The sequence below is a fragment of the Mesorhizobium sp. WSM4817 genome, assembly GCF_055811135.1.
The window spans coordinates 110220-122551 of the sequence record NZ_JBVVQQ010000003.1; the positions used below are offsets into that span (position 1 = coordinate 110220).

9 protein-coding genes are annotated in these 12332 nt (G+C 63.8%); 3 read left to right on the forward strand and 6 right to left on the reverse strand.

Annotated features, from left to right (window positions below; translation table 11 throughout):
* Positions 1–10: 10 nt before the first annotated feature.
* Complete coding sequence (purD, locus tag AC0L2K_RS05425; RefSeq protein WP_287225983.1) at positions 11–1288, reverse strand: phosphoribosylamine--glycine ligase; 1278 nt, start codon at positions 1286–1288, stop codon at positions 11–13.
* A gap of 162 nt (positions 1289–1450) precedes the next feature.
* On the opposite strand from purD, the gene ubiA reads away from it, so the two are divergent.
* Positions 1451–2434 carry a 4-hydroxybenzoate octaprenyltransferase gene (ubiA, locus tag AC0L2K_RS05430; RefSeq protein ID WP_473530968.1) on the forward strand — a complete coding sequence of 328 codons (984 nt, stop codon included), beginning with the start codon at positions 1451–1453 and terminating at the stop codon, positions 2432–2434.
* A gap of 182 nt (positions 2435–2616) precedes the next feature.
* Here the strand turns inward: ubiA and AC0L2K_RS05435 are convergent, their stop codons facing one another.
* The 3 genes from AC0L2K_RS05435 to AC0L2K_RS05445 all read right to left on the reverse strand — a co-directional run bounded on the left by AC0L2K_RS05435 (position 2617) and on the right by AC0L2K_RS05445 (position 5783).
* Entirely contained in the window at positions 2617–3186 is a 570-nt protein-coding gene (locus AC0L2K_RS05435; protein ID WP_287225984.1) for a DUF6101 family protein, read from the reverse strand.
* Between the two features lie 184 nt (positions 3187–3370).
* Positions 3371–4801: an FAD-binding oxidoreductase gene (locus AC0L2K_RS05440; RefSeq protein WP_473530821.1), complete on the reverse strand. Its 1431-nt coding sequence runs from the start codon at positions 4799–4801 to the stop codon at positions 3371–3373.
* A 19-nt stretch (positions 4802–4820) separates the two neighbouring features.
* Entirely contained in the window at positions 4821–5783 is a 963-nt protein-coding gene (locus tag AC0L2K_RS05445; RefSeq protein WP_473530822.1) for an L-threonylcarbamoyladenylate synthase, read from the reverse strand.
* A 175-nt stretch (positions 5784–5958) separates the two neighbouring features.
* Between AC0L2K_RS05445 and AC0L2K_RS05450 the strand changes: the two genes are divergently transcribed.
* A complete protein-coding gene (locus tag AC0L2K_RS05450; RefSeq protein WP_473530823.1) occupies positions 5959–6417 on the forward strand; it encodes a hypothetical protein in 459 nt (152 codons plus the stop codon).
* 41 nt (positions 6418–6458) lie between these two features.
* Here AC0L2K_RS05450 and glyS read toward each other — a convergent pair whose 3' ends face one another.
* Together glyS and AC0L2K_RS05460 are read right to left on the reverse strand one after the other, a co-directional pair.
* A complete protein-coding gene (glyS, locus tag AC0L2K_RS05455; protein WP_473530824.1) occupies positions 6459–8762 on the reverse strand; it encodes a glycine--tRNA ligase subunit beta in 2304 nt (767 codons plus the stop codon).
* 388 nt (positions 8763–9150) lie between these two features.
* Positions 9151–10194 (reverse strand): glycine--tRNA ligase subunit alpha, encoded by a 1044-nt coding sequence (locus tag AC0L2K_RS05460; protein ID WP_084833728.1) that lies wholly within the window; start codon positions 10192–10194, stop codon positions 9151–9153.
* A gap of 297 nt (positions 10195–10491) precedes the next feature.
* Between AC0L2K_RS05460 and AC0L2K_RS05465 the strand changes: the two genes are divergently transcribed.
* Positions 10492–12318: a patatin-like phospholipase family protein gene (locus tag AC0L2K_RS05465; RefSeq protein ID WP_473530825.1), complete on the forward strand. Its 1827-nt coding sequence runs from the start codon at positions 10492–10494 to the stop codon at positions 12316–12318.
* Positions 12319–12332 lie beyond the last annotated feature (14 nt).

The following is a 12332-nucleotide window of genomic DNA, read 5'->3' on the forward strand; positions in this document are numbered from 1 at the left end:
ATCTTGTACGTCAGCGCGCCTGCTCGCGGGCAACGGCCTGCCAGCCGATGTCGCGGCGGCAAAAACCTTGCGGCCAATCGATCCGGTCGACCGCGGCGTAGGCTCGTCGCTGCGCCTCGCCGACCGTGCCGCCGGTCGCCGTGACACCGAGCACACGGCCGCCATTGGCGACCAGCGCGCCGCTGTCGATGGCGGTGCCGGCATGAAAGATCTCGACGCCATCGTCCGCGGCCTGTTCGACGCCTTGGATGACCGAGCCCTTTTCCGGCGTGCCGGGGTAACCCCTTGCCGCCATCACCACGGTGAGCGCCGCCTCGTTGCGCCAGCGCACCGAGGTATGTGCAAGCTGGCCGTCGGCGGCAGCGTTGAGCAGGACCAGCAGATCGTCCTTCAGCCGCATCATCAGCACCTGGCATTCCGGGTCGCCGAAGCGGGTGTTGTATTCGATCAGCTTCGGCCCCTCGCCTGATATCATCAGCCCGGCAAACAGCACGCCGGAAAACGGCGCGCCAAGCTCGGCCATGCCGCGCATGGTCGGCTCGACGATCTCGCGCATGGTGCGGTCGATCATCTCCGGCGTCATCACCGGGGCCGGCGAATAGGCCCCCATGCCGCCGGTGTTCGGGCCGACCTCGCCGTCACCGAGGCGCTTGTGGTCCTGCGCGGTGCCGAACGGCAGCGCGGTGGCGCCGTCGCACAGGCAAAAGAAGCTCGCCTCCTCGCCGGTGAGAAACTCCTCGACCACCACCTCCGCGCCGGCCTGTCCGAAGGACCCGTCGAAACAGGCATCGAGCGCTGCCAGCGCCTCGGCCAAATTCATGGCGACGGTAACGCCCTTGCCGGCGGCGAGGCCGTCGGCCTTGATGACGATCGGCGCGCCCATCTTTTCGACATAGGCCCTGGCCGACGCCAGGTCGCCGAAACGGCCATAGGCGGCGGTCGGGATGTCGTATTTCGCGCAAAGATCCTTGGTGAAACCCTTAGAGCCTTCCAGCCGCGCCGCCGCCCTGGACGGGCCGAAGACGCGAATGTTTTCAGCGCGGAGGTCGTCGGCAATGCCGGCGACCAGCGGCCCTTCCGGCCCGACCACGACGAGGTCGACCTTCTTCTCCGTGCAGAACCGGGCCACCGCCGCATGATCGTCAATGTCGAGCGTCACCAGTTCGGCTTCGCGGCCGATGCCAGGGTTGCCGGGCGCCGCGTAAAGCTTGGTCAGCAGCGGCGAGGCCGCGATCTTCCAGGCCAAGGCATGTTCGCGGCCGCCGGAGCCGATCAACAATACGCGCATGCCCAGATCCCTTGCCATTCCACGATCAGGACTGCGCTATTGCGCCCCGTACGATGGGTCAAGACATTTGGAAGACTTTGAGCGCAATTCCACACGGGAACGGGGAATGGTTCGGCCCGCTTGACGCTTGACGCCGTTCGCCGCTGCTGCCATTTCAGCACGATGGAACCCATCCAGTCGAAAGCAGCCCAGGGCCGCGTCGCCGATGCGCCGAGCGGCCACTGGGTCTACCGCATTCTGCCACGCTGGCTTTGGCCCTATGCGCAGCTTGCCCGGTGGGACCGGCCGATCGGCTGGCAGTTGCTGCTGTGGCCGTGCTGGTGGTCGGCAGCCCTTGCCGAGAGTGCCCATCCACGCCCTGCTGATCCCCTGCTCTCGCTGCTGCCGGCGCCATGGTATCTCGTGCTGTTCCTGATCGGCGCCGTCGCCATGCGCGGCGCCGGCTGCACCTACAACGACCTGGTCGACCAGGACATCGACAACCAGGTGGAACGCACGCGCTCGCGGCCGCTGCCAGCGGGAAAGGTCATGCGCCGGCAGGCCTGGGCGTTCCTCGCGATCCAGGCACTGGTTGGACTCGCTGTGCTTCTGCAGTTCAACAGCTTTGCCGTCCTGCTCGGCATCGGTTCGCTCGCCTTCGTCGCCATCTACCCGTTCATGAAGCGATTTACCAATTGGCCGCAACTGGTTCTCGGCCTTGCCTTTTCCTGGGGTGCGCTGATGGGATGGGCGGTCGAATTCGGCAATCTCGATGGCCCGGCCGTCATGCTCTATATCGGCTCGATCCTGTGGGTGATCGGCTACGACACGATCTATGCGCATCAGGACAAGGAAGACGACGCCATCGTCGGCGTGCGCTCGACCGCACGCCTGTTCGGCGACAACACCAAGACCTGGCTCGTCGGGTTTTATGGCGGAGCGCTGGTATGCTTCGCCATCGCCTTCGCGGCGGCGCAGGCGCCAGTGCCGGCGCTGGCCGGGCTGGTCGCGGCCGGCGCCCATATGGCGCGGCAGATCACCGTGCTCGACATCGACGATCCCGACCAGTGCATGCTTCTGTTCAGGTCGAACAACCAGGTCGGCTGGCTGGTCTTCCTCGGCCTGATCGGCGGTGCGTTGTGGGTGGCGCTGAAGCCGCTGGTGTAGCGGCTTTTTTCCTTCTCCCCTTGTGGGCCCGTTGTGGGAGAGGAGAAGGTGGATCGGCGCGTAGCGCCGAGACGGTTGAGGGGTGTTGGAACAAATGAGGCGTTCGCGTTTCCTGGAACACCCCTCATCCGGCCGCTTCGCGGCCACCTTCTCCCGCAAGGGGAGAAGGGAAAGCGCTCGCTCTATTCGTCGCGCGAAATAATCTCCTGGCCGCCGATCACCAGCCTGAGGCCGAGGGCGCCGGCCCTGCGGCGGGCGAGGAAGCGCGGACGACGCATGGTCGAAAGCCGACCCCTGCGACGGTCCTGCGCGGGTAATGTCTTGATGGCGACGCCAAGCGATTCCTCCAGGGTGCGGGCGATGCCGTCGGATTCGATCAGAAGCATCGGCAGACGGTAGGCATCGGCCCAGGCGCGCCAGTCGGCGGCGACATCCTCGAGATCGTCGGCCACCAGCAGCGGCACCGACAGCATCGGATCATTGTGCAGAAGCTCCAGCGTCACCGTGACATTGCCGTCCGGGTCCTCCATTGCGCGGGCTGCCACGCCACGAAACGCATTGGCGGGCAGAGCGATGAACGCCGGCAGGCCGCTCATCTCCAGCACGCGGCGAATGACGGCGCCACGACGGTCGATGGTGAAGGTAACGTCGCCATAGTCGTCGCGCGTCGCGTAGCTCACCACCTGCGGCAGGCGGAGTGGGTCGAGGCGCATATTGCGCCCAGCCCAGACTGGCTTCAGTCCAGTGTTCATATCGTGCCTTTCCTGTCTCTCCTGAGAGCCGGTCTTCCGGTTCTCCGGGCCGGTTTTTCCAGCCTCGTTGTGGGGAAACATTAGCGCGGGCTTCTTATCGCAGCGCTTAAGAAAGTCGGTTAAATTTTGCTGATCTCGAGGGGATGGTTATCGGAATGCAACCATTCACAAGACGGCGAAAGGATCAGATAACCTTACCGGGATTCATGATGCCGGCCGGGTCGAAGGCCGTCTTCACCCTGCGCATCAGTTCGATCGCCATCGGCGGCGCTGTCGCGATCAATTCATCCCGCTTCAGCTGGCCGATGCCGTGCTCGGCCGAGATCGAGCCGTGAAGGCTGCGCACGACATCGTGCACGGCCTTGTTCATGGCGTGATAGAGCCGGAGAAACGCCTCGTCATCGCCGCCGACCGGCCGGGAGATGTTGTAATGGAGATTGCCGTCGCCCATGTGGCCGAAACACACCTCGCGCGCACCGGGGCTGACCGACTGAACGGCGCCGGCCGCCTCTTCGATGAATTGCGGGATGGCCGCCACCGGCACAGAGATGTCGTGCTTGATCGAGGCGCCTTCGGGCTTCTGCGCCTCGGGCAGCAGCTCGCGGAAATTCCAGAAGGCATCGCCCTGCGCGATGCTCGCCGCAATCACCGCATCGCCGACGATCTCCTGCTCGAGGCCGGCTGAGAGCACCTCTTCGATTAGGGCCCTGGCATCCTCCGCCGAGCGACCCGAAGAGATCTGCATCAGCACATACCATGGCCAATCGCCGGACAGCGGCCGCACGACGCCTGGCGCGTGCAGAAGCGTAAAATCGTAAGGCCTCTGGCCGATCAGCTCGAAAGCAGTGAGTGCCGCACCGGCGCGATCCATCGCCAGGCTGAACAGGGACAGTGCCGCCTCAGGTGACGACAGGCCGGCAAAGGCCACCTCGCGCCCCTTGGGCTTGGGGAAAAGCTTGAGCACGGCGGCGGTGATGACGCCGAGCGTGCCTTCCGCACCGATGAACAGGTTTTTTAGATCGTAACCGGTGTTGTCCTTCTTCAGCTTGCGTAGATCGTCGAACACCTCGCCGGTCGGCAGCACCACCTCGACGCCGAGGCACAGCTCACGCGCATTGCCATAGGCGAGAACGCCGGTGCCGCCGGCATTGGAAGAGAGATTGCCGCCGATCTGGCAGGAGCCTTGCGCGGCAAGCGACAGCGGAAACAGCCGGTCGGCGGCATCGGCCGCTTCCTGCAGCGTCTGCAGGATGACTCCGGCCTCGACGGTGACCGTGTTGGACAGGACGTCGATCTCGCGGATGCGGTTCAGCCGCGACAGCGACAGCACGATCTGGCGGCCGGACGTGTCCGGCACCTGCGCGCCGACCAGCCCGGTGTTGCCGCTTTGCGGCACGACCGGCGTTCCCGTCTCGGTTGCCAGCTGCATGATGCGGCTGACCTCGTCGACACTGCCGGGCCTCAGCACCAGCGCCGTCCGGCCATGCCACAGACCGCGCCTCTCCGTGAGGTAAGGCGCGATATCCTGCTGGTCGCGAAGCGCATATTTGTCGCCGACGATTGCCGCAAAGCGGTCGATGAGGGCGGGGTCAATATCCCTTGAGATGTCGTTCATGGATGGGAAACTATGGTGCTCAGTCGATCTTGTCACGAGGGGCGGCGGCACGCGAAAGCCGGTCGTTGATCGCCTCGCCCAGCCCGTCGGAGGGGATCGGCTCGACGGCGATTGTCTTGGCGCCGCTGCGATCGAGATCCTGCATATGGGCAAAGAGGTTGGCCGCGGCCTCGCGCAGGTCGCCGGTCTCTGACAGGTTGCGCAAGGCGGCTGCGGCTTGCCAGCCTTCGGCGCGGCGCGGGCCGAACGCCAGCAAGGCTTCGCCCTTTGCGACTTTTGCGGCGTTGATCCGCACTGCAGCACCCGGCGCGTAATGCGAGGCGAGCATGCCCGGGGCCTCGATGCCCGCCGCGCCGCGCAGCAGCTTCATGCCGGCGGTCGCTTCGATCTCTTCGGCGGCAATGCCGCCCGGCCGCAGCAGCCGCAGCTTTCCGCCCTCTATCTTCACGATTGTCGATTCGACCCCGACCGACGTCGCGCCGCCATCGACCACAAGCTTGATTTTTGGACCGAGATCGGCGGCCACGGCCTCGGCCGTCGTTGCGCTGATCCTGCCTGAGGAATTGGCGCTGGGCGCTGCAAGCGGGCGTCCGAGCCTGGCGATCAGTTGGCCGCCAAAGCCTTTCGGCATGCGCAGCGCGACCGTATCGAGCCCGGCGGTGACCAGCGGATGAATGCCGTTGCCGGGCCGCTGCGGCAGCACCAGCGTCAGCGGTCCCGGCCAGAATGTCTGCGCCAGCCTTTTCGACACGGGATCGAGCAGCGCGATGCGATCGGCCATCGCCAGATCGGCGACATGAGCTATCAGCGGATTGAAGCGCGGCCGGCCCTTGACCTCGAAGATGCGCGCCACGCCAACACCATTGGTGGCATCGGCGGCCAGCCCGTAGACGGTTTCGGTCGGAATGGCGACGACATCGCCCCCTTCGAGCAGCGCCAGCGCCCGCTCCATCGCCTCGCCGGCGGCAAGTATCTCAGCCACTCTCATCACCTTACAGAAGCGGGACCTTACGGATGTCGGTGCGTAATACGGTGACGTTCACGGGGCAAGTCCGGGCGGAAGCGAATTGCCAATAGCTAAAATGCCAGCTTTCCTGGCAAGCCCGCGTCAATTCCCGGACGCTATGGTGCCGGCTTGTTGGGCAAGGGGAGCTATCATGGTATGGGTGCGTATCCTGGGGGCGCTTGGCCTCACTCTGGCGGCGGGCACAGCACAGGCTTCATCCTTCGTTGTTCCTGCTGCACCATCCTCGACCCCGTCCGTCGTCAGCCTCGGTGCGCCTGAACCGGCGAAGGTGGCTGGCAACTCCTCGACGCCATCGATCGTGGCGCTCGGCGAACCAGTGCCCGATGTCACCTATGAAAAAGTTTCTGCGATCCCGAGCCAGCCCAAGCCCAAGCATGATTTCACGCAAAGCCCGATGATCATTCGCGGCGGCATCGTCGGCGACGCCTTCGCAACACCGGCGCCCAGCCCCGCACCTGCCGCGACAACCGCTGCCGCAGCACCTGCGGCGGCCACGAAATCCGACAAAAAAATTACCGCAACGAACGGCCCGCCCGAGCCCGCAACACCGCAACCAACGCCCATCCCCGAGATCGACCAGGCCAGATAGCCGTTCGCAGCCAGGACGACGCTCGCCTAAATTGCCAAGCCTCAGCCGGCGATTTTCGAGAAATCCGCGACCTGGTCGGTCGCTGCCCGGATGCGCGCCAGCAACGCCAGGCGGTTGGCGCGCACGGCCTGGTCCTCATCATTCACAAGAACGCGTTCGAAGAATGAATCAACCGGTTCACGCAACGCGCTAAGCGCCAGCATGGTGGCGGAAAAGTCTTCGTTGTGAATCGCTTGGCCGGCTTCCTTCTCGGCCTGATTCACCGCGGCAAACAGCGATTTCTCGGCCTCTTCCCGGAATCGAGCCGGCTCAACATTTTCGGCGATCGTCGTTTTCTTCTTCTCCTCGGCGGCCAAAATGTTGGCCGCGCGCTTGGTGCCGGCTAGCAGGTTCTTGCCGTCCTCGGTGTCGAGGAAAGAGCCTAGGGCTTGGACGCGACGAACGATTTGCAGGAGATCGTCGGACCGCGGCGTGATGACCGCATCGATCAGATCATGCCGCGCGCCCTGGTCGCGCAGATAAACTTTCAGGCGGTCATGGAAGAAAGCGAGGAGGTCGGAAGGGTAGATTTGCTCCGCCTTCCCTTCCAGCGTTGTAATCGCATTCTTGTCGAGATAGTTCGCCCACTCATAGGCGCTTCCGAAGGTGGGCATGAGCGCCAGTCGGATACCGTTCTCGACTAGAATCCTCACCACCCCCAGCGCCGCGCGGCGGAGAGCATAGGGGTCCTTTGACCCGGTCGGTTTTTCGTCAATCGCCCAGAACCCGACCAGCATGTCGAGCTTGTCGGCGAGCGCTACGGCCACCGATACGGGATCGGTCGGCACGCGGTCGGACGGGCCCTGCGGCTTATAGTGCTCCTCGACGGCGGCGGCGACCGAGGGATGCTCGCCCTGCAGCAGCGCGTATTTGCGGCCCATGGCGCCCTGCAATTCCGGGAATTCGCCGACCACCTCGGTGGTGAGGTCGGCCTTGGCCAGGACGGCAGCGCGACGTGCCAGCGCGGTAATCTCCCCCCTCGAGGGGGAGATGTCGCCGAAGGCGACAGAGGGGGTCGCTGATCCACGCGCAACGACCCCCTCTGGCCTGCCGGCCATCTCCCCCTCAAGGGGGGAGATTCCGCTCGCCACTATCGGCGCCAATTCTTCAGCCAGTTGGGCAATCCGCTCCACCCGCTCACCCTGCGTGCCGAGCTTGGCGTGGAAGGTGACGCCGAGATGGTCGAGGCGGGCCATGCGCTGGTCGAGCGGCTTTTTGAGATCGAGCCCGAACTTTTCCGCCGATGCCTGCAACTGGTCGAGGTCGGGCAAATCGCCCTGGTCGGTCTTCCAGAAATAGAGCGCGTCGGAAAGGCGGGCGCGTACCACCTTGCCGTTGCCGTGGGCGATCTCCTTGCCGCCGTCGCTGGCCTCGATGTTGGCGGTCAGGATGAAGCGGTTGGAAAGCTCCTCGCCGGCGCCCTGCGGCCGCGTCACAAAACACTTCTGGTTGGCGCGGATCGTCAGCCGGATCACCTCGGCCGGAATGGCGAGAAAGTCCTGCTCGAATTCGCCCATCAGCACGACCGGCCATTCGACCAGGCCTGACACTTCCTCAAGCAGCCCCTCGTCTTCGACAAGGTTGAGCCCGTTGGCGAAAGCGAGATTCCTGGCGTCGGCAAGGATGATCTGCTTGCGCCGGTCGGCGTCGAGCACAACCTTCGCCGCCTCCAGCTTGGCGGCATAGTCGTCGAAACGGCGCACGCCGATGGCGCCCGGCGCGTGAAAACGATGGCCGTAGGTGATGTTTCCCGAGCGGATGCCGTCGATCTCGAAATCGACGACCACCGGCTCCTCGGTCTCCGGGCCGAAGGTGCAGAGGATGGACTGCAGCGGCCGCACCCAGCGCAGCGATCCCGGTTTCGCCGAGGCTGGCCCCCAGCGCATCGATTTCGGCCATGGAAAGTCGCGGATGATGCCCGGTACCAGTTCAGCGATTATCGTCTCGGCCGCCCGGCCCGGCTTCGCAATATGGGCGACATAGAAGTCGCCCTTCTTCGGATCGGCGTGGACATGCGCCTCGGCGATCGAGGAAAGACCGGCCTTGCGCAGAAAACCTTGGACCGCCTGTTCGGGCGCTTTGGTCGAGGGTCCATTGATCTCCTCGCTTATGTCCTTCGAGCGCGCGGTCACGCCGCGAATGTCGAGCGCCAGCCGGCGCGGCGTCCAATATTCGCGCGCCGCCTCATAGGTCAGCCCGGCCTCGACCAAACCGTCCGTCATCATCTTCTTCAGGTCGCCCGCCGCCTTGCGCTGCATGCGCGCGGGAATCTCTTCCGAACGAAGTTCTAAAAGCAGGTCGGGCATAAATTGTGCTCACGCGGCGAAATGGTCCAGGCGGCATAGCAACTCGGCTGGTCCCATGCAATCGGCGCATCCACGGACGATTGCCAAAAAGATGCCGCTGCCTGTCGGGCCAGAGCGGGACCATCCGTCCTTGGGTCAAACATCTCCATGAACCGAACGCAGCGCTGAAGCGACCAACGCTCAGGCAGAAAACTATTGGCTGAACGACTATGAAGACGGCATCGACATTTCTGCAGATCCTCGCGCTCAGCGCCTGTTTTGCGGCGCAGGCTCGTGGCACGTTCACGATGCCCGGCGTTAGACAAGCGCTGCGGACAATGGCTGGCTCGAGCGGCCAAGGCGTATCGCCAATCAGCGTATCAGTCGAAATCGCAAACAGCCTCTGGAGCTAAGCCGCCAGACCACCTGCCTGCGTCAGCAAAAACGCCTCGCCGCAGGCTTTCGCCAGATTGCGCACCCGCAAGATGTAGCTCTGCCGCTCGGTGACGGAAATCACGCCGCGCGCGTCGAGCAGGTTGAAGACGTGGCTGGCCTTGATGCACTGGTCGTAGGCGGGAAATACCAGACGGTGGTTCCCCTCCCCCTTGAGGGGGTGGCCAGACGCGGGAGGAGTCGCTGGGACCTTGCTTGCGGTGCCTTCTGAGGCGACCCCCTCTGCCCGCTCCGCGGGCATCTCCCCCTCGAGGGGGGAGAGGGGCGCGCCGGCATCGAGCAGCGCCTTGCACTCGGCTTCGGCGTCTTCGAAATGCCGAAGCAGCATCGCGGTATTGGCGAATTCGAAATTGTGCCGCGAATATTCCTGCTCGGCCTGCAGGAAGACCTCGCCATAGGTCACCTTGTCGGCGCCGTCGCGGCCGTTGAAGTTGAGGTCGTAGACATTGTCGACGCCCTGCACATACATGGCCAGCCGCTCCAGCCCGTAGGTGAGCTCGCCCGCCACCGGCGCGCATTCGATGCCGCAGACCTGCTGGAAATAGGTGAACTGCGACACTTCCATGCCGTCGCACCAGCACTCCCAGCCCAGCCCCCAGGCGCCGAGCGTCGGGCTTTCCCAGTCGTCCTCGACGAAGCGGATGTCATGCAGAAGCGGATCGACGCCGATCGCCGCCAGCGAGCCGAGATACAGTTCCTGCAGGTTGGGCGGGTTCGGCTTCAGGATCACCTGGTACTGGTAATAGTGCTGCAGCCGGTTCGGGTTCTCGCCGTAGCGCCCGTCCTTGGGCCGGCGCGAAGGCTGCACATAGGCCACGTTCCAGCGCTTTGGCCCCAGCGCGCGCAAGGTCGTCGCCGGGTGGAACGTGCCGGCACCGACTTCCATGTCATAGGGCTGGAGAACGACGCAGCCATAGTCCGCCCAGTAGTTATGCAAAGTCAGGATCAGCCCCTGGAACGAGCGGCTGGGATGCATATGGGCTGGGATATCAACTGTCACGGCGGCCTCGACGGGAAAGACGGGGATGCGGCCCTCCCTAGAGCGCCCACCGGCAAGCGTCAAGGCAAGGGGGCCGGCCGCAGCCAGGGCAATCGGGTGAGTTAACGCGTGACATACGGCGAAACGGCAGGGACGTGGCGGCCTGATCGTGGCCCTTCCTGGGAGCCAGAGATGAGAGCGCCCAGCGATCAGTCCCGCGCCTCAGCCGTTCGGCGGCTCTCATGTGTGGTATCATCCGGCAGGGAGTCCAGCACCCTCGAGGAGACAAAAGTCATGAATTCCCAAGGGATGGCTCAGATGTCCTCCGTCGATTCTCTTGCAGCGAGTTTATTGTCGGCGACATTGATGTTCGATCGGGCGTCGTTGCTGGCGCTCGAGGCTTTAGCTGCCGAATCCGACCGTCGGGTCCTGAGACGCGGTGAGGTTCTGGTACGCGAAGGCGATGCGTCGGACAGGTTTTTCATCGTGCTGTCTGGACGCTTTACGGTACACAAAGGAGATTCGACTGGCTCGGTCGCCGAGATCGCACAGGGTGAACTCATCGGTGAAATCGGTTTCTTCGCGGGACTACCCCGCATGGCCACTGTCCTTGCAGCGCGCGATTCGATCGTCCTTGAAATCGGTCGCAATCATTTCGAGAAGGCGGCCGAGACTTTGCCGAGCCTGAGAGAGGCGGTCACGGTATTTCTGGCGCGCCGGTTTGCCACCCAATCTCCGAGGTCGTCGCGTCTCAAGGAACCTGCCAAGATCCGAACGCTTGCGATCATTGCAGCCGGCGGAAGTCGCATCTCACCGGTGCTCATCCAGCACCTGCGGCATGCGTTCGGCGCGGCCACGCGCGCTCGGTTCGTTTCCCGGCTTGACGTCCAAGCGAAGTTCCCAGGTCTTCCGATCGACGACCAGCCGATCCTTAACTGGTTGAACGAACTGGAGGCGGAAGCCCAATTCATCGTCTATGTTGCCGATGAGGAACCTAATGAATGGACCCAAGTCTGCATTCGCCAGGCCGATACCGTCCTGTTGCTGGCCAGCGCGTCCTGCTCGCCTCGCCTGAACCCGTCTGAGGAACTGACGCTATCGGTCCATCCGCCATCGACCAGTCGGCTTGTCCTAATTCACGACACTCGCTCGGCTGCGGTCTCCGGTACGTCTGCATGGCTCGATGAGCGACCCTATGTTGACCAGCATCATCATGTTGCGCTGGACGACGGGTCTGATTTCCAGCGCCTGGTCCGATTTATTTCGGGCAAGGCACTGGGCTTCGTGGCGGCAGGGGGTGGGTCCCTCGGCAGCGCTCATTTAGGTGTCTACAAGGCTTTCGTTGAGGCGGGCGCTTGCTTCGACTATCTCGGTGGGACAAGTTCCGGCGCGGCGATGATGGCCGGCTTCGCCAGAGGCTTGGATGCCGACCAGATCGACCGAGGCACCCACAACATATTTATCAAAAGCCGGGCGTTTCGCCGTCCCACCTTGCCGCGTTTCGCGCTTCTGGATCACAAAGCGTTTGATCGGGCCCTTCGGCTGGAATACGGCGACGTTCTGATCGAGGATCTTTGGCTTCCGTTCTTTGCGCTTTCGACCAATCTGAGCAGCCGTCAGCCTCATGTCCACCGTCGTGGAAAGCTCTGGCACGCCGTTCGGGCGTCCGGCTCCATCCCGGGCGTCCTGCCGCCGTTCTTTACGGATGACGGCGATATGCTGGTGGACGGCGCTATCATGAACAATTTGCCGCTGGAGCAGATGAAGGAGCTCAAGACCGGACCCAATGTCATCGTTACCTTCGGGTCGAGTGCACCGCAGAAATACGACATAGACTATGACCGCATCCCCGGAGCTTCCGAACTGGCATTGGCCTTGCTGAACCCTTTCGGTCGTGCCCGCTTGCCTCGGGTTCCCAGCATGCTTCAGGTCATTGCCTCGAGCATGCTGGCACACCGGCCGCAGGACATTGCCGTCGGCGAAGAGGATATCCTGATCTGTCCGGAGGTTTCCAACACGATCAGCTTCATGGATTGGAGTCGGCATTCCGAGTTGTTTTCGGATGCCTACGACCGTACGACCCGATGGATCGAGGAACAGAACGACTCAGGGCTCCGAGCGGTGCTCGGCACCGCGCACGATTAGCATGGCTTATAGTC